Below are 25,493 nucleotides of genomic sequence, written 5' to 3'. Positions count from 1 at the left end.
CGTCCGCGAGGGGAGCCTTACCGAATGCGTAGCCCATCAGGGGCTCCTTTCACAGATACGTGTCACGCTGGTGCACCTCGCCCCACCCGCTGCCACCCTGGATCGGGGCGAGCGTGAGGGAGAGGGACCCGTTCTTGGGGATGGACACCCACCGGCGCACGGAGGCGAGGTGGGTGACGTTGTCCGGGCCGATCCAGATCGACCCCGACATGTCGACGCGCACCGGCGCGGTGAGTACCGTCGGCCACGGCCACACGATCGACCGGTCGCCCGCTGTCAGCTGCCAGCCGCCAGGGAAGTCCCCGTACACCCAGACGATCGGGTAGGCCGTCGTGTTGCCGAAGTTCTGGATGACCTCGTCTCCGGTCACGCCGGCCCCGAAGTCGAGGACACCATCCGCGAACAAGGGGTACCGCAGGCCGATCCCCACACCCACCGGGTGCAGCGTCGTCACCCGCTCAGGGGCATACAGGACAGGATCGGACGCATGGAGCGGGACCTCCACGGACACGAACCCCGCATCAAGGTTCGTGAGCGGCTTCGGCTCACCATCAAGGTCCACCTGCGCCGTCAGGACCGAACCATCCTGATCAACGGTCAGGGTGCCGGTCCCTCCTTCGGCGAAGAGCCCGGAGAACTCCCGCTCCAGCGCCCACAGTTCTGCGCGACTGTCCCGCTCGCACAGCACCGACATGGTGAGCGTCCGCGAGGTGCGGCGGGTCGGAGCAGGGAAGTCCCCATGCCCAGAGGAGCGAGACACCCGCTCCGACTCCACGCCGACACCAGCTATCCACCCCACGAGGGAGGTGAGGAGGTCCCCACCGGAGTGCTGACCGTCGTGATCCCAGGATCCGACGACCTGCACCCCGGTCGGGTCTGTGAGGGTTGCCGTGATCACAGGCGCACCCGCTTCGCAGCATCCACCATCGTCTCGAACTCCCTCCGCGTCCGCCGCTCAACCTGGGCATCCAGGTCGACCTGCGTCGGCTCGTAGTGGTAGTGGTTCTCCGTCACCGCCGCGCCCCGGTAGCCGGCGCGAGCCGACGCGACGGGGGAGCGAACAGTGCGGTTCGCGAGAGACGACAGGTCCCCGAGAGGGGCCGCAACCGCGGAGGGGTCGACTAGCGACGCCATCGCGGACTGCACGTAGTCGACCTTCGACAGGAACCCGTCCCCGAGCCCCTGCCCGCCGTAGGCGCCGTCCTTGAACAGCACCCGGGAGGGGGAGCGGATGTCGAGCTTCTTCCGCACGGTCGTCACGACTGTTTCGGCGAGGGTCTCCGAGGCGGTCTTCACGGACTCGATCTCCGAGTTCAGCCCCTTGACCATGCCCTGCGCGGCATCCACACCGGACTGGTACATCGACGATGCGATGCTCGTCCCTGCCTTCGAGGATGCCGAGTTGAGCGCCCCGTACTGCGAGGACAGCTGCTTCAGCTGATCCGGGGTCGCCGACAGCAGGTTCGCTGCCACATTGGAGCCGGTGTCAGCACCGAGCTGGGCGATCTGGTCGATGAGCCCCTGTGCGAGGCCACGCTTCGAGAGCTGCCCGATCTGCCCCGCGAAGGTCTTCACCTTCGACGTGGCGGTCTGGAAGTTCTCGATGATCGACCCGATGCTCATCGTCGCGTCCGCATCCGACAGGACGTACCCACCAGCGAACTTGTCGATGAGCGACGACCCGTAGTCGTCGCGGACCTTGATGGCGTCCGTGAGCGCCTTGTTGGCGTCCTTCAGCTTCGCGGTCAGCTTCTCCCGCGTGGTCGCGAGCTCGGTCAGCTTCTGCGTCGTCGACTGCGCGTTCTTCGTGAAGAACGCCGCCGACGCCGAAGCAGCCGCAGCAGTCATGTCCCCGCGGCGCGCCTTCTTCAAGGTCGCCGACGTCGACTGGATCTGCTTCTGCACCGACTTCAGCTGCTCGGCGGCCTTCTTCGCCTCCGCCGTGGACACCTTCACCGTCTTGGTGATCGGCTTCCCGGCCTTGGTTCTCCCGACGTTCTGGACGACCTTAGTGGTGCCCTTCGCGACCTTCTGCAGATCCTGCGCCTGCTTCTTCAGCCCAGCGAGCTGATCGGCGAGCGCGTTCACGGTCGACGTCTTGCTGTTGCCGAGCTTCTTCTTGAACTCGGCGGTGATCGCGTCGGCGAGCTTCCCCGCCGCCGCCGTCACCTGCTTCGTCGTGCCCGTGAGCCCGTCGACGATGACCGACACCCTGGTGGAGCCGATCTTCGACGTCGGGGACACGAGACCACCCGACGCGTAGCCACCGAGGCCGAGCGCCGAGGCGCCGCGCGCGTTCAGCGAGTCCAGCAGCCCCGGGGCAACTCGCGAGATGGACCGCTGGGACTCCCGCCGGATGACGTACTCGTCCGCGTGGACGATGCCCGCGGGGTCGAACTTCGACCCCGGACCGGTCCAGCCACCGTTCGCGTAGCCACCCTTCCGGTTCCACCCCTTCTCCAGGTCGCCGTAGCGGGAGAGGGTGTAGCGGATCGAGGCGACGATGTTCGCGAGCGGGTCGTAGATGTCGCTCGAGAGCGACCGATCCCGGTAGGCGTCGAACGTGGGCTGGATGACCTGCATCAGGCCCTTGGACGGCGTGCCGCGCTTGGCATTGCTGTCCCAGTTGTTGATCGCCCGCGGGTCGAAGCCGGACTCCTGCTTCATCCGCCGGAGCAGAGCAGACAGCCGGTTCGGACCGAACTGCCCCTCACGGGTCAGCGCCTCGGTAGCAACGGGCGTCCAACGGGCCGCCCCAGCGACAGTCACAGCGGTCTCAGAGGCGAAGTCGCCGAGCGCGGAGAGCTTCTCCGTCGCCCACGTGACCGCGCCACCGATGACCTTCTGTGGGACCTCGAAGAGCGCGTTGCCGAACGCGGAGTCGCCGACGCCCTCGCGGACCTTCTCCTTGAGGGAGTCCCAGAGCCCGTCGAACGGGTTCCACCACCCGCCACCGCCAGAACCAGCCGCGCCGCCGGCGCCCAGATACGGGGCCGGGTCGACGTAGGTGCCGTCCTTGCGGAGGGAGAAGTGGAGGTGCGGTCCGGACGAGCGTCCAGTCGAGCCGACGTAGCCGACGTCAGCACCACGGCCGACGGACTGCCCGTTCTTGGCGATGTAGCCGGACAGGTGGTGGTAGCCCGCCACGAGTCCGTCGCCGATGCTGAGCTCGAGCTTGTTGCCCGCCTTGCTGTTGGTCGATCGGGAAGCGACGCCGGCGGCCACTGCCTTCAGGACGGTCCCCGAGGGGATCGGCCAGTCAATGCCCTTGTGGGCGCCGCCGCGCGCACCGAACCCTTCGCCCTGCCGGTACGAGCCGGCGAACGGCATCCGCAGCTTGACCAGGCCGCCACTGGCGTACCCAAGGGCTGCCGCGCCGTACTGGTTGAGGGAGTCGAGGAACCCCGGCGCCCTGCGGCGCAGGTCGTTCTGGGACTCCTTGCGGATGACGTACTCGTCGGCGTGGACGATGCCGGCTGGCGTGTACTTCGAGCCGGGGCCCGTGTAGCCGCCCGACGACCATCCGACGGTGAACTTGCCGGTGTCGACCTTGTCGAGGCCGAACACACCGTTCGCGACCTCGTTGTACTTCCCGATGATGCCGTCGCGGATGATCGTCTCGACGAGGAACTTCACGGGCGCCTTCGCGGTGTCCCGAACCCCGTTCATCATCTTCTCGACGGTGTCCTTCATGCCCGTGAAGGCATCCTTGACACCGCCGGTGACCTTGTCGAACAGCGGCTTGATCGTGTCGCGGAACCAGGTGGCGACGGGGTTGATCGCCTTGTCCTTGATGAAGTCCCAGGCCGTCTTGATGACGTCGCGCATCGTGTTGAAGCCGGATTTCAGCTTCTCGATGACGTTGGAGACGATCGGCCACGCCGTGTCACGGAACCAGGACGCCACCGCCGAGACGGCGGCCTTTATCCCGTCCCAGACCGCCTTGCCGACGATCTTCCAGCCCTCGAACGAGTTCTTCAGGTACCCGATGACGGCGTTGATGATCGGCCAGGCGACGGCCTTGAACCAGTCGACCACGACGCGGATCGCGGTCTGGATCCCGCTCCACACGGGCTTGATGACGTTGTTGTAGACCCAGGAGAACGCGTCGCCGATCCACTTGATCGTCAGCTGCAGTGCCGGCCAGCCGATCGTCTGGATCCAGGTGACGACCGAGGCGATCGCACCCTTGATCGAGTTCCACACCGGCAAGATCACCGTGTTGTAGAGCCACTGGGCGGCTGCAGCGATCGCGTCCCAGGCGACCTTGATGGCCGGCCACGCGACGTTCCCGATCCAGTCGACGACGGCACCGATCGCCGTCTTGATCCCGTTCCAGACGGGTACGATGACCGAGTTGTACAGCCACAGCGCCACCGGAGCGATGACGTTGGAGAAGTACCACTTCATCAGGTCGATGTAGACGAGAACCGCGGTAACCGCGATGGCGATCGCCGTCTTGATCCCGGTCCACACCGGCTGGATGACGTTCGTCCACAGCCACATGGCGGCCGTAGCGATCCCGTTCCACGCGGCTCGCAGCGCCGGGACGAGCGTCCCAGACACCCACGTGGCGACCGCGCCGATCGCAGCCTGGATGCCGTTCCACGCGGGGAGGATCGCGTTCTGGTAGAGCCACAGGGCGCCGGCGGCGATCCCGTCCCACGCCGCCTTCAGGAAAGGCAACGCGGTGTCGGTGAACCAGGTGACGACCGCCGCGGCGGCGTCCTTGATCCATCCCCAGATCTTCGACCAGAGCTGCTGCCCGACCTCGGTCTGGGTGAAGAACCAGATCAGCCCGCCGACGAGGAGGGTGATGCCAGTGATGATCCAGCCGATCGGGCCCATCGCGAAGCGAAGCGCTGCGCCGAACGCGCGCTGCGCGAGGGCGGCGGCGTTCGTGGCGATCGTGCCGAGTCGCGTGGCGATGCTGGCGCGGGTCGTGGCGGTCGCCGCGGTGTTCGTCGCGACGGCGTTGGCGGCCCGCGCGGCGGTGGACCGGTTCGTGGCGATGGTGTTCGCGAGCTCGAGGCCGTTGGCGATCGCGAGCGCGGTGTTGCTGGCGATGCGCTGGGGCAGCGTCACCGAGAAGAGGATCGACTGCGTCTTCGTCGCGGCGTTCCAGGCGAGGACGCCGGCAACGATCAACGGCAGCAGTGGGGCGATTATCCCCATGTGGTCCGCGACGAACCCCATGGCGCCGCCGAGGATCTTCAGCGCGTACGCGAGCAGGTCCGGGGACGCCTGGGCGATCGCGGCGAGCCCCGACCCGATCCCAGCGAGCGCCGTCGACGCGCCGCTGCCACCGGTGAGGCTGGTGATCGCCGCCGAGATCGAGTCGCCGAACGCGGAGAAGCTCGAGAAGTCGAGCGTCTTGATCTGGTCCCACACCTGGCGGATCCAGTAGGCGGCCTTCTCCATGAACCCGGGGAACCCGGAGGAGGTGACGTCGCCGGTGTTCTGCGTCCAGGCGGCACCGAAGGCGATGATCCCGCCCTTGACCTCCTTGAAGAAGTTCACGACCGGGGTCGGATCGAACCTCTCCACCCAGGTCACGAGCCCCTGGAAGAACCCCTCGATGCCCTTCTGCGCGCCGTCGCCGTACGCCTCGAAGAAGCCGTTCACGAACGGCTCGACCTTCGCCTTCACCGCGTTCAGCAGGCTCTGGATCCCTGTGAACGTCGTCTTCGCGAGGGGCAGGATCCCGGTCACGAACATCGCGCCGAGCTTCCGGACGGACGCCATCATGTTCGCGAAGGAGCCACGGGTCGTGTCGCCCATCGCCTTCGCGACGCCGCCCGCGGCGTCCTGCGCTGCCGCCTGGAACGTCGCGAAGTCGATGTCACCCTTGGTGGCCATCTTCTTGACTTCGTCCTGCGTCTTCCCGAGCTGGTCGCCCAGGGACTGCCAGATCGGGATGCCCCGCTGGGCGATCATGTTGATGTCGCCGGTGTAGGCGGTGCCGACGGCGGCGACGGTGTTGAAGATCCCGCCGATGTCCTCCATCGGCGCCTTCGCGCCGGCGGCGACGTTCGCGACGGTCGTCAGCGTCTGCTCGAGCTGCTCGCCCGGCTTGATGCCGGCGGCGACGGCACCGGCCGCGGTGGTCGCGGCGGCGTCGAGTCCGAACGCGGTGCCCTCGACGGACTTGAGCGCGTTGCCCATGATCTTGTCGACGGACTTGGTGTCGTGGCCGAGTCCCGACATCTGCGCGCGGGCGTCCTCGATGCCGAGGGCACGGTCGAGGCCACCCTTGGCGGTGATCGCACCGACCGCGGCACCGATGACACCGCCGACCTTCAGCCCGCCCTTCAGCGCGGACATGGCGGAGTTCGCCATGCGCGAGCCGATGGACTTGCCGGCGGAGTCGGCACTGGACATGACCGACGACCCGGCGAGCTGCGCCGTGATGTTGCCCTTGATCCCGCTGATCACGGGGACGAGCCCGAGGGCGGCTGTCGCGATCTGGTTCGAGGGCGCAGCAGCCATCGGGCACCTCCGTATGCAGTTGTCAGGTCATGCGGTGTGCGCGCTGCTCAGCGATGAGCTTCTGGCGCTCCTCGAACTTCCGTGCGGCGGCGTCGGCCTTGGAGACCTTCGCGTCGACGTCCGTGTAGAACGGCGGCGGCTCCGCGGGTGTGGGCTGGTTGCGGCCCTTCTGCCCGTCCTCGGTCTGCTGCCAGGCGAGCACGTGCAGACCGTGCTGGACGGACATGAGGCCGGCGTACGTGTCGGACCAGGCGCGGCTCCCACCGGTCGCCTGCCACAGCTCCCCACCGGATGGGATCTTGAACGTCAGTGCCGCGAGGCGCCGGAGACTGATCTGGCCTCGCCACAGGTCGACGAGGTCGACCTGGTAGTAGTGGGCGAGGTCCGCCTCCAGCTCCTCCGGGAAGTCCGAGAGAAGCTGGAGGAAGCCGATCAGTTTCCCAGGTTGGTCGCCTCCATGACCTCCTGAAACAGCTCGGCCATCGACTCCGTGGACACCTTCTGGGTGGTCTTGTCGCGGGCGAGGTCCTTCAGCTGCTGGTGGCCGTCGTTGCCGACGAGCTCGACGAGGATCGCGGGGATCATGCCCTGCGTGACCTGCTCCATGAACTCGTAGTCGTCGGCGAGACGGTCCTGGAATGCCTTCAGGTGCACGGTGATCGGCTCGCCGCGGAGCTCGATCACGCGGTCGCCTTCGGCGGCCTCGGCCTGGAGCGCCTTGACGGTGGCGGAGGCGGCCTTCTTGCGGTCGGCGGGGGTCTTGGCGCCGGCGGCTCGGGCCTGCTGGGTGGCGACCTTGGTGTCGGTCATGGTGACGGTCCTTTCGTGACGGTCAAGAGGAAGGAAGGGCGTGACGGTCGGATGGGTGAAGCGAGGGGGCGTGGCGCCCGGACCGTCACGAACGGGCGCCACGCCGGCATGAGAAGAGCCCCGCGTCAGCAGTGCTGGCGTCAAGGCTCAAGAAGCGGATCCCGGGGGATCAGGGGGTCTCGGCGGGCTTCGCCATCGCCGGGTCGTTGGTGAGGATCTCGTAGCCGCCGTAGACGGTCACGGCGAGCTCGTACATCGTGATCGCCGAGTTGGACTTGACCTCCTCGGGACGCTCACCGACCTCACCGGACGGGATCAGGTAGCGGTACCAGATGTCCCCGTCCCAGGTGTCGACGATCCAGGAGCGCTTGTCGTTCGACTTCTTCGACCCGGACACCTTGAGGCGGGACACGCCACCGGTGGTGGTGTACGACTTGACGTCGTTGATCAGCCCGAAGGTGAGCAGCGTCGTCTCGAGCGCGGTGAACGTGAAGGTGTCCTCGGAGGTGGTGACCTTCTTGCGGACGACCTTGCCACCCTGGTGACCGTTGAACGTCTCGGTGTTGTCGTTGTGGGCGAAGTTCAGCCCGTCCTCCGACAGCCAGCCGATGTTGTCGTGGTTCTCCGGGACGACGATGTCGTCACCGGCGGGGAACACCGCACCGTGGTCACCGACCCAGACGGAGTCGAGGTCACCGCCGTAGATGCGGGCGTTGTCGGAGTCGATCCACGTGTTCTCAGTGGCAGTGGTGATCGGAACGCTCACTTGGAGGCCTCCTTCTTGCCGGCGTCCGCGTCAGCGGCAGCCTTGGACGGGGAGGCCTTCACAGCCTCGTTGATCTGGACCGCGCCACGATTGGCGAGGACCTTCGCGAGCTTCCCGTCGAGGGAGACGGTGTCGCCCGGCTTGTAGGGCTTGCCGTCGATCACCTGGTTGTGAGCGACGGTCGCCTTGACCTTGCTGTCAGCCATCACTGGCCCTTCCTGTATGTGCCCCGCAGATGCACCTCGTGCGTGAGGACGTAGCGGGGAGTGGATGTGTCGGGGTCGGGGGAGTCCGACGGCGCCGCGATTTCGGTGACGCGATGGACCTTGACCCCGGAGAGAGACGTGCCGCGCAGCGCGAGGAGCGCTCCACGGATCTGCTGTGCGTCCTGCTGGGCAGTGGACTTGTCCTTCGCCCAGCACTCGACGGTGAGACGAGCGACGTCCGTGATCTGGTTCGCCAGGAAGCCGCCGGTGCGGATCGTCCGCACGAACCGCTCCGGGCGGGACGTGGGGATCTGGGTGACGCAGCGGAGACCGGTGACCGCGGCGAGATGGGCGTTGATGAGCCCCTGAGCGTTCGCGAACCCCACGGCTCACCCCCGAAGTTGGTCTCGGACTCGCATGAGGGTGTGGTTCTTCGCGTTGTCCCGGGCGGCCTGCGGGGTCTCCGCAGTGACTTTCCCGAGCGCTCGCGTGGAGCCGACGGTCACGGTGCCTTCGTAGCCCGGACCAGCGGCCTTCGCCGCGGCGTCGACCCGCCGCTTCAGCTCCTTCTGCACCCCGGTGCCCTTCAGCAGGGCATCGAGCGCCTCAGAGTTCAGCTGCACGTTCGGTCTAGCCATCGGACTTCTCCACGGTGATCTGGACGCAGCCGAGGTCGAGCCCCGGCCGGCGGCCACACCCGAGGACGCCTCGCCGCCGCGCGGGGTTCGACCGCTGGTCGTAGATCGCGACCTCGCCGACGATGCCCCAGCGGCCGTCGTAGCCGGGGACCTCGAGCTCGTCGTGGGCTCCCAAGCGCGTGTCCTCGGACGCGAGGATCGTCAGCCCCGTGACGACGAGGGACCGGTTCGGTAGACCCGGCTCCGTCGACGTCGTCGGGTAGACCGACACGACCTCGAGCTCGTACGGGGTGCCAGGCACCTCGATGTCGTCGCCCATCTCGTCCTGCCCCGCCGTGCCGACGGGATGCACGGTCACGGTCAGCCCCATGTGTTCACCGTCCTCGCGGATCGGGTCCCAGCCACGGGGATGCCAAGCATCTTCCGGTGGTGAGCGGTGAGGGAGAGCTGCCCCGGGGTATCGCCGCCGTACGTGATCGACCCCGAGGAGGGGCCGTTGGACTCCTGCACGGTGCGGACACCGCCGGGGTTCGCGAACTTCCCGAGGACGAGGTCGATCTGGACGTCCTTCGCGGCGTCCTCGTCGATCAGCCCGTCACGGATCCGCTGGGCGAGCACCGGCAGCTTCACCTCGGCGAGGATCGCCCGCTTCGCCCGGCCCAGCCAGTACGTCATCTGCGCCGTCTCGTAGGCGGCGGTGACGCCCTCGAGGTCAGCGCCCTCGAGGTCGGTCTCTGTGGCCCATTCGATGTTGTCCGCCATCGCGGGCACCTCCTTACTTGGTGGAGGCGCGCTTCCCCCGCTGAGCGGTGGGCTCGGCCTCGGGCGCCTTGGCCTGCTCGAACACCTCGGGGCGGACGCCCTTCGCGTCCGCCTCCGAGACGTCCTCGCCAGCGAGGTACACCCGGTCACCGATCAGCACGTTCTCGGTGAGGCGCGGCATCAGATCACCTTCAGCGAAGCGGAGAGGTTCGCGTTCTTGAGGATGGGGAGGAACGTCGAGTCGGCGTCCACCACGGTCTTGCCGGCGGTGCCCTCGGTGTCCCACACGGCCGCGACCGCGCCGGGCAGCTGACCACCGATGCCGGAGAACTCGGGCTTGAACGAAGACTCAGTGAGGCCCCAGATCGTCGCGCCGAGGTCCGAGGTGCCACCGTTGACGTAGTCGGGGACGAGGATGAGCCGGTCCTCGGGGAGGAGGCGGCTCTGCCCGATCTTGCCGTTGTAGCGGACCAGCTGCGGCAGGTCGGAGGCCAGGAGGACCTGGTTGACCTGGTCGAGGGTCGCGGGACGGGTGATGTCGTTGACCTTCGACGCGAACTGGGGGTGGTTGAGGAAGGCGTTGATCGCCTTCGTCGACGCGAGCGCGTACGAGGGGCGGGTGCCGCCGGACTTCTCCTCGAAGATGTCGACGAACGCGCCGAGCTGGCCGAGCACGTCGGACCCGGCCGCGGAGGCGAGGTTCGCGAGCGCAGCGGTCAGGGCGGCGTCGCGGCCGAAGTCCTCGTCCAGGCCGAAGTTGGCCTGGTTGATGGTGGCCTTGCCGGTGGCGAGCACGGTGGCACGCTGGCGGCGGGCCGCGTTGAAGATCGCCTGGGCGACGGTGTCACCGGCACGCTTGATCAGGTTCGCGTAGCCCTCCCCGCCGGCGAGGCGGGACAGCAGGGCGTCGGACTCCGACACGGGGATGCGGCGGGAGAACGCGACGAGGTCGATCGTGCGGCGGGCCTGCTTGGGCAGGTCGCCGACCGACGGCTGGGCGTCCCAGTCGCGGGCCTCGGCCTCCGGGGTCACGCCGGCGTCGCCGACGCTGAAGCGGACCGCGATGTTGTCGACGGTCTCGTCGGGCAGGATCTGCGAGAGCACGTCCTGCTCGGTGTACGACTCGATGCGGCCGCGCACGAACCCGGTGGTCTCCGCCGGGGTCAGGTACTTGGTGTTGAGCGCCATGTCAGGCCTCCTCGACGATGATGTGGGTCAGCGCGGCCGCAGGGGCAGCGTCGACGACGGCCTTGGCCGCGGCGGACAGGAGCGGCTTGCGCACGTGCGCCTGCCGCATCACGGCGACGTTCAGCTTCCCGTCGGCGTCGGAGACGCGATCGGAAACGGTGAAGCCGACCTGGTCGGTCTCGCCGAGGGTGGGCGCCGCATCGTCCTTGGTGTAGACCGTGGCGACGCCCGCGGCGGTGATCACGACCGGCGACAGAGCGGGCACGGGCCCGTCGTTCACGTCGGCGGTCGCCTTGAAGGTGGTGGCGGTGTCCAGACCCAGCAGGGACGCGAGCGCCATACGGCTCGACGTGCCCCGGAGGTCCTCATCCTTGATAGCCATGGCTGGCCTTTCTGGTGATGAAGGGGTGGGGAGAGGTCAGGGGCGGAAGCTCTTCGCGGCTTCACGGCCAGCCTCGAGCGATCCACCGGTCTGCCCGGCCGTCGGTCGGAGGGAGGGCCCCTTGTCGGCGCGGGACAGGTTCGCGAGGATCCGGTCCGCGGCCTTGGTCATCTCGTCCTCGGTGTCGCCCGTGACGAAATCTGCCCACTCGCTGGGCACGTTCTTCTCAGCGAGGACCGACGCGCGCAGCTCAGTGCGGCGCTTCGCGTCCTCGAAGTCCTTGTTCGCCTTCTCGAGCTCGCTGATGCGCTCCTGCGCACGCTGCAGCTCGGTCTTCTCGGCGTCCTCGATCTCCTTCAGACGGGCCTCGGCGGCGTCGGCGCGCTTCTTCGCCTGGGACGCCCGGAGACGCTCCGACTTCAGCGCCTTGATGCCGTTCTCGCCGAGCGGCTCATCTTCGTCGCCATCGTCCCCCTGATCGTCGCCGGCCGGCTCGTCGGAGCCGCCACCGTTCTCGTCGGGGGAGTCGACGAACCGGAGAGCACCGATCGTCTGCAGGAGGTTCAGGAGGTTGCGGTCCATCGCGGAGTCCTTTCGTGCCTACTTCGCGCAGGCATGACGAACAGCCCCACCGGTTTGGTGAAGCTGCAGAGAGAGCTGTTGGTCAGTGGATCCCGAGCTCGGAACGCATCCGAGACAGGGTCAGTTGCTGAAGGCTCGGAAGCTCAGCACGGCGAAGCGCGCCATGCCGCCGCTTCCTCGAGTTCATCGAGTACGGGAGGTCTTTCACGCGGTCCCAGAGCTCGCTGTCGAGTCGGCGCTGTTCCACGCGAGCCCACTCGTACCCGGCCCAGTACTGCGCCTCGTACTCGACCCACAGGTCCTCGACGGACGCGGGCACGTCGTACCCGTTGTCCGCGATCGCGAGGACCGGCTCACACCGGCAGTTGCCGTGGTACGCCGAGTCGGGGACGTCCTTCGTGTGGGAGACGACGGAAAGGAGACGGCACCAAGCGCACGCGCCCGCCTTCGGCACTCGCCGCCAGGAGGACCCCTCGTCGAGGAAGTCCATCGCACCGGTCAGCGTGTCCCGGCCGGTGTTCTGCACCAGCCGCACGGTGCCCTGCACGACCTTCGGCAGAACCTCCGAGATCGCCCACGGCATCACGACATCCGTCAGCGCCCACTTCACGACCGGCTGCAGCATCGCCCACGTGATCGCCGCCGGCGACGGCTGATACAGGACCGGCGCGTACCCGGCGGCCCGCTGCGCAGATCCCAGGTACGACAGCGCGGCGCCCTGCGCGGACTGCGCGTAGGACGACACCACGACCGGCGCGGACACCGACATGAACTCGAAGACGTCTGGCCCATCGGGCGCCCGCTCCATCAGCAGGGTCAACCCGTGCGTCGTCGCGTCCGCGATGTCAGCGGTCTCCCGCTTGTACGCCGAGAACGCATGCCAGCTCACAGCTGCGTCCCTGCCTCACGAGCCGCAACCAGCGACGCCGTCAGCGGATTCGACCGAGCCGAGATCGCCTGCTCAGCGATCGCCTGCTGGTTCTTCCGCCGCTCCGCGTCCTTGAACGCTTCCGACAGTCGCATCGCCGTCGTCCGCGAGTAGCCCGCCGCCTCGTAGGTGACGACCTCACCGGGCACCACGGCACCCGCGGTGACGAGCGACGCCAGCGCCATCCGCTGCGAGTACCGCGTCGTCATCGCCGGGTCATGCAGGTCGCACGACAGCGCCTCAACCTCGGCGGGGAGGGCGATCGTGTTGTTCTCGAGCAGCCACATGTCGTGAAGCACGTCGACCGTCGGATCGTCGATGTCGCGACCCGTCTCGTCGGCGAGGTCGTTCAGCTCACCGTCTGCACGGTCGATCGCATCAGCCGAGGACGGGTTGTCCTGGACGACGCCCATCTTGTCCGGCGACAGCTGCGACTCCGCGGCGTACATCGTCGCGGTCATCCGCAGCTGATCCATGTGCGGCTGCTGCGACCCGATCTGGACCTGCCCGATCTTCGACTCCGGCGCACCCTCGACCGGGGCGCCCTCCTCGTCACGCTCGTAGTCGAGCGCGAAGAACCGGGCCATCCCAGACCGGAACTGCTCCGCAGCCTCCGGCGGCGTGTTCGTCCCGTACAGCTGCGGGTACCCGTACACCTCACCGTTCATCTCGCCACGCAGGAAGCTGCGCGCACCAGAACGGGTCAACGACATCATCGGCCGCGTGATCCGCGACTGCCCCCACGGCTTGTCCAGCTGCGGACGGAACCGGAACGGCCGAATCGACACCCGATCAGGGAGCCCCGTCGAGTACCGCGACACGGACCAGTCCGACGCGGGCGCCGGCCGCTCGAGCAGGATCACCTGCCCGGGGTAGAACACCAGAATCGACTTCGGCCCATAGTGCCCCCACTCCTGCACCGCGAGCCCCACACGGAGCCGCCCCGGTCGCAGCGGATCCCACAGGCCCGTCGCATCACGCGCCGAGTACGCCTGCACCTGCAGCGTCCCCGCGTTCTTCAGGGTCGCCATGAACGCGACGCCATAGATCAGCATCGACTGCACGCACATCTTGTGCTGCTGGTAGAAGCCGACCCGGCGAAGGGCCGCGTCGAGCCCGTCGAACCGGTCGATCGCCCCCGGGCGCACGAACCCGTCCAACTGCACACGACGAGCGAGCGCATCGACCGCCGTCGCGTTCCAGCCCAGCACCGACGCGTACTGCTCGAACTCCGGCGGGATCGCCACACCCATGTTCACGAACGACTGCTCAGCGTTGTAGAACACGAACCGCTCACGGTTCCGATCAGCCACCCGACGGACCTGCTCAGACATCTCCACGATGTCCGCGTTCTCCGCCTCCGACAGATCACGGATCGTCGGCAGGTTCAGCACTCGAGCCGGCACATGCGAGACGTCGACCATCGGGCCAGGACCAATACCGAGGCTCATCGGATCACCGCCGTCCTTCGTCTCGCAGGGATCTGCTTTCGCTTGCTGCCAGCACCAGACGACACGGCATCCAGCCGCGCCTTCCACGCCATCACCGCCGCATAGGCGGCATCGATCTTGTCGGGGGAGTCCGGGTACGCCTTGTACAGCAGGTACCCCGAGCGAGTACGCCGCCGACGAGCGTTCAACATGTGCCGCATCAGTACCGTCGACCCATCCAGTGAGCAGTCACCGTTCACGACTGCATCGTGGAGTTCCTCGAGCAGCCGCGGCACGTTCGAGTCCTTGCCCTTCGGCCAATACGTCATCGGCGCCTCGCGCTTCGCCTTCACCGCCAGCTTGGCGCCGTACTTCGCCTCCCACTCGGACAGCTGCGACGTCCACCCGTTCGGATCCGCGTAGAACCCGACGACGTTGTAGTCCGCGAACACCTCGCGCACGCGCGCATCGACATCAGCGACCGGCACATGCCACGTCGCCGCGGACTGCGGCTGCTCCCACACGTCGAGCACGAACAAGTGCCCATCGGAGACGCGACACCCGATCAGTGCCGTCGCATCGGCGACGCCACGAGCACGCCCGCGGGAACCGTCGAACCCGACCACGATCGGATCGTCGGCCGCCACGACCTTCTCGAGGTCCACGACGGCGTTCAGCTCGGGCCGGGAGAGCCACGAGTCCGACGCGTGCGTCACCTGGTTCAGGTAGTCGGACCGGGCGACCTGCACGTCCTTCGTCAGGTCCCAGAACGACTGGATCCGCGGCTCGAGGTCCGCATGCCCCGGAGGGCACGCCGGCTGGTGGATCAGGCACCCATCGGGATGCTGCGATGCGTCGCCGTAGGCGATCCGCAGGCCGATCGTCAGCGACTCACGGTCCCCAGTGTCGGTGTCGCCCGGCGCCTCGCGATGGTCGTAGTACAGGCCATCAGCGATGGCCTTCCCCTCCTGGATCATCGACCAGTAGTTCGCGGACTTCTCCGCGACGCTGTTCTCGCCCGGGATGAACGCGTTCGGCGTCTCGAGGTACGCCCCGCCGCGCTTCGCCGCGTTCGAGTCGATCACCTGGTGAAGCCGGCCGCCACCGTTCGACGGCACCCACTCCTCGGTCTGATCGCAGACGGTGAAGTCAGCGCGCGCACCCTTCATGGTCCGCGCCGCCGTCGTCACCATCTCCGCCCGCCCCGACGGGAAGTTCACCTGCGTGCCCAGTAGCTCGATCCCGCGGTAGTTGTCGATGACCGGGCCTTCCATCATCTCCAGCAGCGCGTCGAACGTGTACCGGGACTGCGTCTCACTGGTCGCCGCGACCTGGATTAGCGGCGTCCGGATCTCCGACCACGGCTTTCCGACCGGCTGCCCGTCGGCGTCCCAGCCGTCGAACACGACAGGCCCCAGCCCCTCGACCGCCATGAGCGCCGCAGCGAACGGCGACTTCCCCCAGCCACGAGGCCGCGACAGGACCCCGCGGCGGAACTTCCGCCGGCCCGTCGCCGGGTCCAGACGGTAGAAGTTCAGGACGAAGTCCTCCTGCTCGGGGTACAGCCGGAACGGCTCGGTCACGAGGCCCGCGTCGGGCCGCACGAGGTTCTCCGTGATCCAGTCGATGACCTCCCAGCCGAGGGTGGGGAACTCGTCGCCACCGATGGGCGTCCACGGCATCGCCGGTCACCCCCTACACGGTTACTCTCCGGAGGCCTTCTCGTTCGGTCGCAGAACCTGGATCTGACCGCGCCGCTCCCGCGCGGACGCTGCAGCCGGCGCCGCCCGCTTAGAGTCCGCGGCATCGGCGTCCGCGAACTGCATCCGCAGGCGCGCGCGATCCTCGGGGGTGGCGCCGAACTTCGCGACGCGGAGTCGAAGCTCCGGCGCGTGCTTCATCTCGCCCCGCCCCCACACCTCGGCGTGGAGCAGCGCGGTGTCCAGTAGGAACGACCAGTCCGTGGAACCGAAGTGCTCGGCCTGCGGGGAGTCCCGCCACATCGCCCACCAGTCGCGGGTGATCTTCGGCCACTGGTACTTGCGGCGCACCATGGCGCCGTCGACCTCGACGTTCAGGAAGAACGTCGGGAGGTTCGGCTGCTCTGCCTCCTCGAATCGGAGGAGGGTCTCGGCGGTGGGGTCGGCGTTGCGGCGGACGCGCTTCGAGGGGTCCTTGGGCTGTGGTCCACGACCAGCCATCCTCAACCACCTCCAAACGGTCATACTCACGACATGGACGAGAAGCAGATCAAGGCAGCGATCGGGCACAAGGTGCGCATCGAGTCGGGCGTCGAGAACGCGACAGGAGTCCTCGAGGGCGCCAGGGCCGAGATGATGTCGACCCCCACGTGGGGTGGTCAGACGCTCACGCGGCCCAGTGGCGACTGGACTCTCAGGATTGACGGGCACACGAGGTCGTGGTCGGGGCTCTCCGAGCTCGAGATCATCGACTGAGGTTTCCCCCAGACCCGTACGGAATCCGAGCGCCTAGCGAGACCGCGGCTCCGTGCACGGGGGAGGGGGAGGGGATACGACCCCCGGGGTGCCGAGTGTCATCTCAGCCCGGGGTGTGGTTCGGGTTGGCGCTTCCAGCGGTTCTTCCCGCGGGTCGCTTCGTCCTGCGTCTTCTCGCCGTGGCAGTTGTGGCAGGCGCCTTGGCCGTTGGCGAGGTCGAGTTCGTTGCCGCCTTCGGCGACGTTGCGGATGTGGTCCGCTTCGGTGGCGAGGCCCGTGCAGTGGGGGCCACGGATCTGGCAGTGCCGGTCGCGGGCGAGGACCTTGTTGGTCCAGGCGGCGCGCTGTGCACGGGTGACAGTGCGGATGCTCGGGTGAGTTGTCCAGTTCACGGATATCCTCCGAGCATGGGCTACAAGGAGTGGCGTGAGCGGCAGAACGCTCGCATCGACGCGATGAATGCTCGTGCTGATGCTCGCGTTGAGCGTGCGAAGCAACGTGAGGCTGAGGTGCGCGCTGAGGTCGAAGCTTCGAAGGTGCAGCGAGCGGCAGACCAGGTCGATCCAGCGCTCGCATGGTTCCGTGCTCGAGCTGCGTCGCTCGGTGAGGACCATGAAGATCTGGTCGCGCGTGCGGCCGTAGTCGGTGTCGGGGACGCGCCGTTGCCGAAGCGTCGCCGTGGCGAGGTGTTCCTCGGCGTCGGCGCGCTGTTGTCGATGGATGACTCGTTGCCGGTGCAGCGCAGTGAGCGGATCGATGGGTACGAGAACTGGCGCGACCGGATCAACATCGCTGAGCGTCTGCATGCGAAGGTCGCTGAAGGGGTGCCCCTGTCGAAGGGGGACCGGGTGATGGCGAAGATGGCGGGGGTGCCGTTGCCGTAGCGGGGGTGGGCCCGCCGGCCCCGCCCGGGGTTGTCTCTCCTCGGGCGGGGGGCGGGTTGGCGCTGCGCGGGTGTCCCTTGGGGGTGGGTGGGTCTTCCTGCGCGCGCGCCCCGCGAGCACTGCACGTCCCGACCAGGGGGTGCTCGAGCGGGGGTATGGGAGAAGCCCCGGACCGGTGTGGTCTCGGGGCTTCTGGGCATGCTTGATGCAGGCCTAGTGTCTCACCCCTTTTGCCCGTTTCGCAAGCGGATGGTGGGACGGCTTGATCTGGTCGCCGTTCATGCGGTTCTCCTGGCGTCGACGATGTCGCCGGCGCGGTACCGGCCGGGGCTGGTCTCGGTGACCTTCCCTCGGTGTCGCCAGGTGGTGACGGTGGAGGCGGGGATGCCGAGGTGGGCGAGATCGCGGCGGGTGAGCTCGTGGTCGGGGTGGAGGGCGAGGGCGTCCCAGAGCTGGTCCTCGGTGATCTGGTCGTGCTCGATGGCGTCGTCGTGGTGGTGGTCGACTTCGGGTGGGCAGAGGGATCGGAGGCGTCCGTGGACGGCGTCGATGTCGCGCTGCCATGCGGGGGCCCAGGGGGAGGTGAGGATCCAGGGGGTCTGGTCGTGGAGGTAGCGGATTGCTTGGGGGAAGCGGAGGTGGTGTGGGGGGACTTGCCCGTGGGCGTCGTGGATGGTGTGGGCCCATTCGGTGATGGTCTGGGCGGGGTGTGGGGTGTCGTCTCCGTGGGTGGCGTCGCTGGACCAGGGGCCGGTGAGGATGAGGGCTTCGCCGCCGGGGAGTGCGGGTTCGGTGGTGGCGCGGCTGCCGGCGAGGTCCATGGCGTAGGAGCTGATGGTGAGCATGGTGTCGGGAATTTCGTTGAGCATGGTGCGGATGTCGTCGAGGCGGTTGCGGTAGCGGTTGATGTGGTTCTGCTGCTCGAAGTCGTCGAGCGGGCTGGTAGTCATTCGTCGTCCTCGTCGGGGCTGGGCGGGCAGTTCGGGCAGTAGGTGGCGATCGTGTAGGGGGTACTGGGGTCGCCGAGGTCTGCGTAAAGGGGGCTCCGGCTGGTGGTGTTGCAGCTGTCGCACCATCGGGCGGCCCCGACGGTGATCGGTACGTGGACTGAGCGGCTCACGAGATCACTTCACAGGGGTGGTCAAGGCGGATCTTGTCGACGACGAAGTTGCTGAAGTGGATCTTCACGTCGGTGACGCGGTCGCCGACCCTGACTCCGGGGATCCCGAGGCCCAGCGTGGACTTCACCTGCCAGGTGCTGGTCTGGATGTCGCGGATGACTCCGGTGATGGTGTCCCCGCGCCACTCGATGCTGATCGTGGTGGAGTCGATGTCGTTGAGGGTGAGTTCGCCGATGGTGGTCACTGGTTGGCCTTCCGTCCGTACTGGCGCTTGTAGCTGGTGACGTCGTCGGTGGTGATCCGCTCGAGGGTGGAGGGGACGTTGCCGATGACGTCGTCGGTCCCGGACTCGGGGACGTCGTCGGGGTGTTCGGGTGCGGAGAGGCCGGCGCCGACGAAGCCGAGGACGGCTGCGGTGAGGAGCCAGGACCACCAGGGGCCGGGTGCCCAGATCGCGGCGAGGAGGGCTGCGACGGCGGCGGTGAGTGTGGTGCGGGCGAGGAGGGTCTTCATCGGGTGATCTCCTTGCCGAGGTCGGTGAGGTACTTCGCGGTGACGGCGGCGATGCGGGCGAGCTGCTCGAGGTGGTGGGCGAGGTCGGTGAGGTTCACGCGGCACCTCCGAAACTGGAAGTAGCGGCGGCGGTTGCTTCCACTTTCTGGGTCCGCTTCCGGGGCGGGGCGGGGAGCGCCCACACGGTCCGCTTCCCGCGGTTGGTGACGATCAGGCCGGGCCCGTACATGCGGGTGAGGAGCGCGGTCATCTCGCGGACGGGGCGGGGCTGGATGGTGGCGAGGGATGCGATGGGCCGCGGGTCGGTGGGGAGGATGGGGCTGGTGTAGGGGTTCGGGGTGGTGTTCATCGGGTGGTCTCCAGATCGGTGGTGGTGTCGGTGGGGAGGGGGTCGCCGTAGCCGGTGGCGCGGAGCTGCGCGAGGAGGCTGTCGAGGGTCATGCGGACGGTGGCGTCGGGGCCGACCTGTCCGAAGGCGGGGTGGGGCGGGTAGCAGCGCCAGGTGGCGAGCCATGAGGAGCGGACGTGGGCCCACCAGAGGTGGGCTCGGGCGCCGGAGATGCCCTTCCGCTTGGTGATGAGGGCGCCGGCGAGGGCGTCGGCGTTCTCGAGTTCGGTCTCGAGTTCCCGCATCCACGTCTCGATGAGGGCGTCGGAGGCGGTCTCGGCGGCGTGTCCGGACTTCACCTCGAGGTGGACGCCGAGGGCGAGGCGGACGTCGCCGATGTCCTTGGCGCCGTGGAGGACGAGCCGCTCGGCCCAGGGGAAGCCGAGGGTCTGGGCGGTGGCGACGACGGCGGATTCGCCGGCGGTGCCGATCTGCTTGGGGCGGTTGGTCATGCTGCTGCTCCTTCGTTGAGTCGGTCGTTGATGAGGTGGCGGAGGATGTCGCGGGGGGCGGTGGTGTCGGTGCTGTGGCGGGTGACGGTGTGGTCGCTGCCGGGGGTGAGGTCGTCGAGGACGTCGATGGTTCGTGCGAGGACCTGGTGGATGCGGGCGTCGAGGGTGCCGGCGGCGATGAGGGTGGTGATGTGGACGGGGCGGGTCTGGCCGATGCGGTGCAGGCGGTCTTCGGCTTGGACGACGTTGGCGGGGGTCCAGTCGGTTTCGACGAAGAGGGCGGTGGATCCGCGGGTGAGGGTGAGGCCGACGCCGGCGGCGACAATCTGGGCGACGAGGATGTCGACGTGGCCGTTCTGGAAGGCGGTGACGGCTTCGTTGCGGGCGTCGTGGGGTGTGGCGCCGTCGAGGACGCGGATGGTGGCGTCGGGGCGGTCTCGGGTCAGCTGGTCGACGAGGGCGATGGTGACGTCGCGGTGGATGGTCCAGGCGATGAGGGGTTCGCCGGGGGCGCCGTCGAGGTGGGTGCTGATCCAGTCGATGGCGGCGGGGATCTTGGCGAGGCCGGTAGCGCGGCGCAGCTGGGAGACGAAGGGGAGGGCGTCGGCGATGAGTTCGCTGATGTCGTCGTCGGTGGGGGTGGGGTGCTTGGCGAGCCAGGTGTCGATCTTGGTGGTGACGTCGGTGTAGGCGTCGTGGATGCGGGTGGGGTCGGGGGTGATGTGGTGGACGGTGCGGAGCTTGGCGGGGAGGTCGGTGAGGACCTGGGTCTTGGTGCGGCGGGTCCAGACGTGCTGCTCGAGGAGCTGCTGCAGCTGGGGGAGCTTGGCCTTGATGGGGAGGCGGCCGCCTTTCCAGGGGGCGGGGGCCGTGTACTCGTTGATGAAGGCGTGGGTGGTGGGGGCGATGTGGTGGAGCTTGCGGAGGATGGTGAGGAGGGGGAGGACGTCGAGGGGGCTGGAGACGATGGGGGTGCCGGTGAGGAGGATCTGCTGGCGGGTGGTCTTGGCGATGCGGGTGACGGCTTTGGTGCGGCGGGTGGTGGGGGTCTTGAAGCGGTGGGCTTCGTCGACGATGAGGAGGTCGGCGTGCCAGGTGTCGAGGAGGGGGTCGAGGGTGCGGCGGCTGGCGACGATGGCGTCGGACGCGATGACGTAGCCGGTGTGGGGGAGGAGGGTGGGGTTTTTGGTGGCGGCGGTGATGGTGGTGATTTCGCCGTTGATGGCGGTGGCGTTGTTGGTACGGCGTGTTTCGGTTTCCCAATTGGTGACGAGGATTGGGGGGCAGATGATGAGGATTCGTTGTGCGTTGAGGAGTCGGGCGGCGAGGAGGGCTTGGATGGTCTTGCCGAGGCCGGGTTCGTCGGCGATGAGGGTGTGGCCGTCCCAGGCGGCGCGGCAGGCGCCGTGGAGTTGGTAGGGGAAGGGGGTGGGGGTGAAGGGCGGCGTGTTGGTCATTGGGGGTTGCTTCCGGTGTGGATCTCGCCGGTGCTCTTGTTGAGGTGGGAGACGGTGGTGGTGTTGAGGGTGGGTTGTGCACCGTCACGACCGTCACCGTCCCCCGTAAAGGGGGGACGGTGGGAGACGGTCGTTGGGAGACGGTCGGCACCGTCTCCGGGGAGACGGTCGGAGACGGTCGGGAGACGGTCGGAGGCGGTGGTGGAGAAGCTGCCCAGATCGCCTCGGTAGTCCTCGCTGAGGGCGTCGTTCGCGGACCGGTAGACCGCCGCGCTGCGGAACATGCGGGCGTTGCGGGGCCCCTCGGTCTCGGTGGCGTAGCCGCCCTCGATGAGGAGGTTGGTGGCCTCGGCGACGGTGGTCTCCTTCGCGGATGCACCGGTGTCGCGGTATGCCTTGTAGAGGGCGCGTCGTGAAATGGGTTCGCGCATCGTTTCGAGGATGCGGGAGATTTTCTCCATGACGCGGGTGGGGCGGAATGGCGTGTCATTGTCGCGGGCGTGGATTTCCCCGAATTCGGGGGGCTGCACGGTGACGCGGGTGGTGCCGTCCTCCGCTGTGGAGTCGACGCGTACGCGTGCGGCTTCCTGGGTGCGGTCGGTCTTGCGCCAGTCCCCGGCGTGGGCTCGGACCTGTCCGGGGCGGTCCTTGGCGACGCGGACGGTGAGGGATCCGTCGAGGCCTCGACCGAGGGCGGAGATGGGTTCGACGAGGTAGCCGGTGCCGTCGATGGCGGCCATCTTGGCTTGGCCGCCGATGGGGAATCGGCCGCGGCCTTCTGCGGACTTCACGACGTGGTCGACGAGGATGATGGCGGCGCCGGTGGCGCGGGCGATGCGGCGGGGGATGTCGCGCATCCAGGCGGTGATCTCGTCGTTGTCCATGGTGGAGCGTCCGGACAGTCCGAGGGCTTCGGTGACGCCGTCGAGGATGGCGAGGTTCCAGGGCTGGTTGAGGAGCTGCTGGAAGTCGGGGGCTTCGTGGAAGGTGGTGGGGGACGCTTCGGGGCGGACGTATGCGAAGCGGGTGGAGAGGAGTTGGGTGGTGGTGGCGCCGAGGGCGGTGAGGCGTCCGGTGACGTCGGGGGCGTCGGACTCGAAGTCGATGTAGAGGACGCGGCCGTCGGTGTGGAGGGTCTCGACGGTGGCGTGTTGGGCGATCCAGGACTTCCCGGATTCGGATTCGCCGTACACGGTGTGGACCTTGCCGGGGTAGAAGAGGGCGTGCCCGTCGGTGCGGGTCATGATCGTGGGGGTGGGGGGTGTGTAGGTGCCGTCGAGGATGCGGGTGAGGTCGAGGGGCCGCCAGGACGGGGTGGGGGTGTCCGCGGTGGGGGTAGTGGTGGTGGGGTCGAGGAGGCGGTCGAGGCTGGTCGGCGCCTCGAGCTCGACGGGGGCCGGGTCCGTGGTGTCGTCGACCGGGGCGGGCACGTCGTGCTCGACGGGGGCTGCTGTGGGGGTGGGGCGGGTGTCGATGAGGGAGGCGAGGTCGCGGGGGCCGTGGTCTTCGGCGCGTTCGATGGTGGTGGTGGGGTTGGCGTGGGAGGCCTGGGCGATCGCCCAGGCGAGGATGCCGCGCCATTCCTCGAGGGCCTGGTGGCCGGTGCGGGCGGTGCCTTGCTGGCCGTGGCCGGGGGTGGCGACGGCGTCGAGGAACACGGTGCGGAGTTCGGCTTCGGCGTGCCCGGCGGGGTAGTAGCCGGCGGCTGCTTCCTTGAGCATGCCGGTGAGGATGGAGATGGCTCGCTGGTGGCGGGAGTCGCCGGCGGTGATCGCCTTCTTGTAGGTGGCGATCATGGCGCGGGCTTTGCCGTGGTCGGTGCCCTGGTTGTGGAGGGTGATGAAGTCGCGGATGGTGGCGTCGGAGGCGACGTCGACGGGCCGGGTGGTGTCGGTGAGGAGGTCGCTGATGGTGGTGGGGAGTTCGGGGATGGTGCCGGTGCGGCCCCAGGTGTAGTGGCCGTCGGGGTCGGGGTCGGGGTGGGGTGTGGGGGCGACGATGATGACGCCGTTGGAGCCGCGGAGGTCGCCCCAGCCGTGGGGGAGTTGGCCGAGGCCGTTGCCGAGGGTGCGGCCGTGGGGCTGGCGGTAGATGTAGTGGCGGCGGGCTGCGTCGTTGCGGCGGGTGCGTTGGAAGGGGGCGGGGTGTTCGGTGAGGGCGTCGGTGAGGACGTCGGGGAGGTTGGCGGGGGTGTCGACGTCGATGACGATGGCGCCGGAGCGGCCGACGTGGAGGAAGATGCCTGCGTCGGTGTGGGTCATCCAGTAGTCGGCGATGACCTGGGGGTCGCGGGTGGTCTGGGACTGCCACTGGCGGCCGAGGATGGAGCCGGGGTGCTTGGTGCCGGGGCGGACGGGCCCGATGTGCCAGCCGTGCTTGGCGTAGGCGAAGGCGGCGGCCATGGTGTCGAGGCCGGTGATGTCGGGGATGGTGAGGGTGCCCGGGGTCGGGTCTGGGCTGGTCATGGTCACGTGGTCTCCAGGAAGTCGAGGAGGTCGAGCTGCTCGGGCTCGTCAGGTGTGCGGGCGGCTGCGTCTCGGAGGAGCGCGATGGTCGACTCCCATGCGTGGAGGCGTGCGGCCCAGCCGGGCCGGGTCTCGTCGCTCTCGTGGTAGCTGGGGTGCCACTGGTCGGCGCTCGTGGTGAGTCGGTGGGGGCGCATCCGGTCTCGCCATGCGTCGACGGCAGTGAGGGACTCGGACCAGGCGCGGATCTCCGGGAGCCGGGGGTCCTCGGCGATCGCCTTGTCGAGCTCGTCCCAGGTGATCGCGTTGCGGGGGTGCGCGTACCAGCCGCCCCACGTGTCCACGGACTCGTAGTGGAAGGCGTGGCGGGTCTTCTGGTACGCCCACGGCCTCGACATCGACGCCTTCACCTCACCGGTGCATGGGGGTCGGGTGCCGAGGATGGCCTCGAGCGTCCAGAAGGGCCCTTCGGCAAGACAGATCAGGCCGTCACGGATCCGGGTGGCGGTCATGACGCCACCCGGAGCAGCTGTTCCCGGTACGCGTCCGCGTCGTCGATCAGCTCGAGGAACCGGGCGATCTCGTCCCGCCGTCCACGCACCTCACCACGGGGCAGGTCGGAGGCGGCAAGCACCGCGTCACGGGCCTTGAGCTGGCGGCGAAGGAAGTCGAGGTCGTCGCCACGGGTGAGAGCCCGACGAACGCCCCAGTACTTCCGTGCCCGGTCCCGCTGATAGGCGGTGTTCGCAGCGCGGCACGCGTCGCACCGGCACTTGCCCCGCACGTACCGGGCGCGGGTCCCGTGGTTGGCGGTCACGGGGTGGCCTCGGCGTTGTAGCAGGTGTGGTGGACGGTGGTGACGTGGTAGTCGGTGCCGGCGAGGTGGAGGGTGGCGTGGTGGAGGTCGCGGTCGGTGCCGGGGATGGTGTAGGTGCCGCCGTCGACGGGGCCGCCGTTGAAGTTGACGTACTGGGCGCCGCGGTCGGTGGGGTCGGGTTCGGGCGGGGTGGGGCAGCGGTGGATGCTGTGGAGGAAGAGGTAGATGGTGACGATGAGGGCCCAGTAGGCGACGTCCCAGTGGCCGTTGATGGCGGCGAGGACGGTGGAGGTTCCCGCGTAGATGCCGGAGAGGATCCGGATGGCGAGGGTGAACTGGCGGCGGTTCATGCTTGGTCACCGCCGTCGCTGATGCGAGAGGTGTACGGATTGGTCGGGGAGCGGCGCATCCCGTTCTCGTCGGCCGGGCCGGCGATCGCCAAGGCGAGGGCGTCTCGGCCTTCGTTCCAGGCGGTCCGTGCGGCGTCGGTCTTCACCTTGCGGATGAAGCTGTCCCAGCGGGCAGAGGCCTCGGCTTCGGTGATCCCTTCCCATGCCTCGTCTGGGGCGGGCGTGGTCATAGCTCCGATCCACTCGGCACGGATCACGGCCTCGCTGATTGTGAAGGCGTCGGTGGTCATCGGTTCTCCTTCTCGGTGTGCTGTCCTGCGATCCGTCGGGCGCGGATCGCGGTGGTGCGGGCGGTCGTCCACCCGCACCGGCAGGTGACGGTCCAGACCCCGCGGGCGTAGGTGAGGCG

Annotated in this window: 32 protein-coding genes; 2 read left to right on the top strand and 30 right to left on the bottom strand. The window is 68.4% G+C overall.

What is annotated here, in order from left to right; genetic code table 11:
- Positions 1–49: 49 nt before the first annotated feature.
- From ABD080_RS14470 to ABD080_RS14385, 18 genes are all read right to left on the bottom strand, one after another.
- Entirely contained in the window at positions 50–694 is a 645-nt protein-coding gene (locus tag ABD080_RS14470; RefSeq protein ID WP_343905892.1) for a hypothetical protein, read from the bottom strand.
- Between the two features lie 200 nt (positions 695–894).
- On the bottom strand, positions 895–6,489 hold the full coding sequence (locus ABD080_RS14465) for a peptidoglycan DD-metalloendopeptidase family protein (RefSeq protein WP_343905890.1): 5,595 nt from the start codon (positions 6,487–6,489) through the stop codon (positions 895–897).
- 22 nt (positions 6,490–6,511) lie between these two features.
- Entirely contained in the window at positions 6,512–6,769 is a 258-nt protein-coding gene (locus ABD080_RS14460) for a DUF5361 domain-containing protein (protein WP_343906120.1), read from the bottom strand.
- Positions 6,770–6,921: 152 nt separating this feature from the next.
- Positions 6,922–7,299 carry a hypothetical protein gene (locus ABD080_RS14455; protein WP_343905888.1) on the bottom strand — a complete coding sequence of 126 codons (378 nt, stop codon included), beginning with the start codon at positions 7,297–7,299 and terminating at the stop codon, positions 6,922–6,924.
- A gap of 169 nt (positions 7,300–7,468) precedes the next feature.
- A complete protein-coding gene (locus ABD080_RS14450; RefSeq protein ID WP_343905886.1) occupies positions 7,469–8,065 on the bottom strand; it encodes a phage tail tube protein in 597 nt (198 codons plus the stop codon).
- Positions 8,062–8,271, bottom strand: a complete 210-nt coding sequence (locus ABD080_RS14445) for a hypothetical protein (RefSeq protein ID WP_343905884.1) — start codon at positions 8,269–8,271, stop codon at positions 8,062–8,064. Before ABD080_RS14445 ends, ABD080_RS14450 begins: the two co-directional genes overlap by 4 nt.
- Entirely contained in the window at positions 8,271–8,657 is a 387-nt protein-coding gene (locus ABD080_RS14440; protein ID WP_343905882.1) for a hypothetical protein, read from the bottom strand. Before ABD080_RS14440 ends, ABD080_RS14445 begins: the two co-directional genes overlap by 1 nt.
- Before the next feature lie 3 nt (positions 8,658–8,660).
- Complete coding sequence (locus tag ABD080_RS14435; protein ID WP_343905881.1) at positions 8,661–8,909, bottom strand: hypothetical protein; 249 nt, start codon at positions 8,907–8,909, stop codon at positions 8,661–8,663.
- On the bottom strand, positions 8,902–9,279 hold the full coding sequence (locus ABD080_RS14430; RefSeq protein WP_343905880.1) for a hypothetical protein: 378 nt from the start codon (positions 9,277–9,279) through the stop codon (positions 8,902–8,904). Before ABD080_RS14430 ends, ABD080_RS14435 begins: the two co-directional genes overlap by 8 nt.
- Positions 9,270–9,671 (bottom strand): hypothetical protein, encoded by a 402-nt coding sequence (locus ABD080_RS14425; RefSeq protein WP_343905878.1) that lies wholly within the window; start codon positions 9,669–9,671, stop codon positions 9,270–9,272. Before ABD080_RS14425 ends, ABD080_RS14430 begins: the two co-directional genes overlap by 10 nt.
- Positions 9,672–9,684: 13 nt before the next feature.
- Positions 9,685–9,852, bottom strand: a complete 168-nt coding sequence (locus ABD080_RS14420) for a hypothetical protein (RefSeq protein WP_343905877.1) — start codon at positions 9,850–9,852, stop codon at positions 9,685–9,687.
- Complete coding sequence (locus ABD080_RS14415) at positions 9,852–10,859, bottom strand: major capsid protein (protein WP_343905876.1); 1,008 nt, start codon at positions 10,857–10,859, stop codon at positions 9,852–9,854. The genes ABD080_RS14420 and ABD080_RS14415 overlap by 1 nt, the downstream gene beginning before the upstream one ends.
- 1 nt (position 10,860) lies before the next feature.
- The gene (locus tag ABD080_RS14410; protein WP_343905875.1) at positions 10,861–11,241 is read right to left on the bottom strand and encodes a hypothetical protein; all 381 of its coding nucleotides are present in this window, start codon (positions 11,239–11,241) and stop codon (positions 10,861–10,863) included.
- A gap of 36 nt (positions 11,242–11,277) precedes the next feature.
- On the bottom strand, positions 11,278–11,823 hold the full coding sequence (locus tag ABD080_RS14405) for a capsid assembly scaffolding protein Gp46 family protein (protein ID WP_343905874.1): 546 nt from the start codon (positions 11,821–11,823) through the stop codon (positions 11,278–11,280).
- 82 nt (positions 11,824–11,905) lie between these two features.
- Positions 11,906–12,712 (bottom strand): VG15 protein, encoded by an 807-nt coding sequence (locus tag ABD080_RS14400; protein ID WP_343905873.1) that lies wholly within the window; start codon positions 12,710–12,712, stop codon positions 11,906–11,908.
- On the bottom strand, positions 12,709–14,202 hold the full coding sequence (locus ABD080_RS14395; RefSeq protein ID WP_343905872.1) for a hypothetical protein: 1,494 nt from the start codon (positions 14,200–14,202) through the stop codon (positions 12,709–12,711). Before ABD080_RS14395 ends, ABD080_RS14400 begins: the two co-directional genes overlap by 4 nt.
- Positions 14,199–15,863 carry a hypothetical protein gene (locus tag ABD080_RS14390; RefSeq protein WP_343905871.1) on the bottom strand — a complete coding sequence of 555 codons (1,665 nt, stop codon included), beginning with the start codon at positions 15,861–15,863 and terminating at the stop codon, positions 14,199–14,201. The genes ABD080_RS14395 and ABD080_RS14390 overlap by 4 nt, the downstream gene beginning before the upstream one ends.
- 21 nt (positions 15,864–15,884) lie before the next feature.
- Entirely contained in the window at positions 15,885–16,382 is a 498-nt protein-coding gene (locus tag ABD080_RS14385; RefSeq protein ID WP_343905870.1) for a phage terminase small subunit, read from the bottom strand.
- A gap of 33 nt (positions 16,383–16,415) precedes the next feature.
- Here ABD080_RS14385 and ABD080_RS14380 point away from each other — a divergent pair, with 33 nt between their 5' ends.
- Positions 16,416–16,637, top strand: a complete 222-nt coding sequence (locus tag ABD080_RS14380; protein ID WP_343905869.1) for a hypothetical protein — start codon at positions 16,416–16,418, stop codon at positions 16,635–16,637.
- Between the two features lie 98 nt (positions 16,638–16,735).
- On the opposite strand, the gene ABD080_RS14375 is transcribed toward ABD080_RS14380, so the two are convergent.
- Positions 16,736–17,029, bottom strand: coding sequence for an HNH endonuclease (locus ABD080_RS14375; RefSeq protein ID WP_343905867.1), 294 nt, complete (start codon positions 17,027–17,029; stop codon positions 16,736–16,738).
- Between the two features lie 15 nt (positions 17,030–17,044).
- Here ABD080_RS14375 and ABD080_RS14370 point away from each other — a divergent pair, with 15 nt between their 5' ends.
- Positions 17,045–17,521, top strand: coding sequence for a hypothetical protein (locus ABD080_RS14370; protein WP_343905865.1), 477 nt, complete (start codon positions 17,045–17,047; stop codon positions 17,519–17,521).
- A gap of 278 nt (positions 17,522–17,799) precedes the next feature.
- On the opposite strand, the gene ABD080_RS14365 is transcribed toward ABD080_RS14370, so the two are convergent.
- The 11 genes from ABD080_RS14365 to ABD080_RS14315 form a co-directional block, all read right to left on the bottom strand.
- Entirely contained in the window at positions 17,800–18,471 is a 672-nt protein-coding gene (locus tag ABD080_RS14365) for a hypothetical protein (protein WP_343905864.1), read from the bottom strand.
- A gap of 166 nt (positions 18,472–18,637) precedes the next feature.
- Positions 18,638–18,886, bottom strand: coding sequence for a hypothetical protein (locus ABD080_RS14360; protein WP_343905863.1), 249 nt, complete (start codon positions 18,884–18,886; stop codon positions 18,638–18,640).
- Entirely contained in the window at positions 18,883–19,155 is a 273-nt protein-coding gene (locus tag ABD080_RS14355) for a hypothetical protein (RefSeq protein WP_343905862.1), read from the bottom strand. The genes ABD080_RS14360 and ABD080_RS14355 overlap by 4 nt, the downstream gene beginning before the upstream one ends.
- Before the next feature lie 94 nt (positions 19,156–19,249).
- Positions 19,250–19,504 (bottom strand): hypothetical protein, encoded by a 255-nt coding sequence (locus tag ABD080_RS14350; RefSeq protein ID WP_343905861.1) that lies wholly within the window; start codon positions 19,502–19,504, stop codon positions 19,250–19,252.
- Positions 19,501–19,995, bottom strand: coding sequence for a hypothetical protein (locus ABD080_RS14345; RefSeq protein WP_343905860.1), 495 nt, complete (start codon positions 19,993–19,995; stop codon positions 19,501–19,503). Before ABD080_RS14345 ends, ABD080_RS14350 begins: the two co-directional genes overlap by 4 nt.
- On the bottom strand, positions 19,992–21,452 hold the full coding sequence (locus ABD080_RS14340) for a DEAD/DEAH box helicase (RefSeq protein WP_343905859.1): 1,461 nt from the start codon (positions 21,450–21,452) through the stop codon (positions 19,992–19,994). The genes ABD080_RS14345 and ABD080_RS14340 overlap by 4 nt, the downstream gene beginning before the upstream one ends.
- Positions 21,449–23,917 (bottom strand): bifunctional DNA primase/polymerase, encoded by a 2,469-nt coding sequence (locus ABD080_RS14335; RefSeq protein WP_343905857.1) that lies wholly within the window; start codon positions 23,915–23,917, stop codon positions 21,449–21,451. The genes ABD080_RS14340 and ABD080_RS14335 overlap by 4 nt, the downstream gene beginning before the upstream one ends.
- A 2-nt stretch (positions 23,918–23,919) precedes the next feature.
- Positions 23,920–24,429, bottom strand: a complete 510-nt coding sequence (locus ABD080_RS14330; RefSeq protein WP_343905855.1) for a hypothetical protein — start codon at positions 24,427–24,429, stop codon at positions 23,920–23,922.
- A complete protein-coding gene (locus ABD080_RS14325; RefSeq protein ID WP_343905853.1) occupies positions 24,426–24,734 on the bottom strand; it encodes a hypothetical protein in 309 nt (102 codons plus the stop codon). Before ABD080_RS14325 ends, ABD080_RS14330 begins: the two co-directional genes overlap by 4 nt.
- The gene (locus tag ABD080_RS14320) at positions 24,731–25,084 is read right to left on the bottom strand and encodes a hypothetical protein (protein WP_343905851.1); all 354 of its coding nucleotides are present in this window, start codon (positions 25,082–25,084) and stop codon (positions 24,731–24,733) included. The genes ABD080_RS14325 and ABD080_RS14320 overlap by 4 nt, the downstream gene beginning before the upstream one ends.
- A complete protein-coding gene (locus ABD080_RS14315; RefSeq protein ID WP_343905849.1) occupies positions 25,081–25,374 on the bottom strand; it encodes a hypothetical protein in 294 nt (97 codons plus the stop codon). Before ABD080_RS14315 ends, ABD080_RS14320 begins: the two co-directional genes overlap by 4 nt.
- Between the last annotated feature and the right edge of the window lie 119 nt (positions 25,375–25,493).

The organism is Brachybacterium rhamnosum (assembly GCF_039526185.1).
GTDB classification, from domain to species: Bacteria; Actinomycetota; Actinomycetes; order Actinomycetales; family Dermabacteraceae; genus Brachybacterium; species Brachybacterium rhamnosum.
The sequence above is the reverse complement of the archived record's forward strand: the minus strand, read 5'-3'. Positions and strand labels throughout refer to the sequence as shown.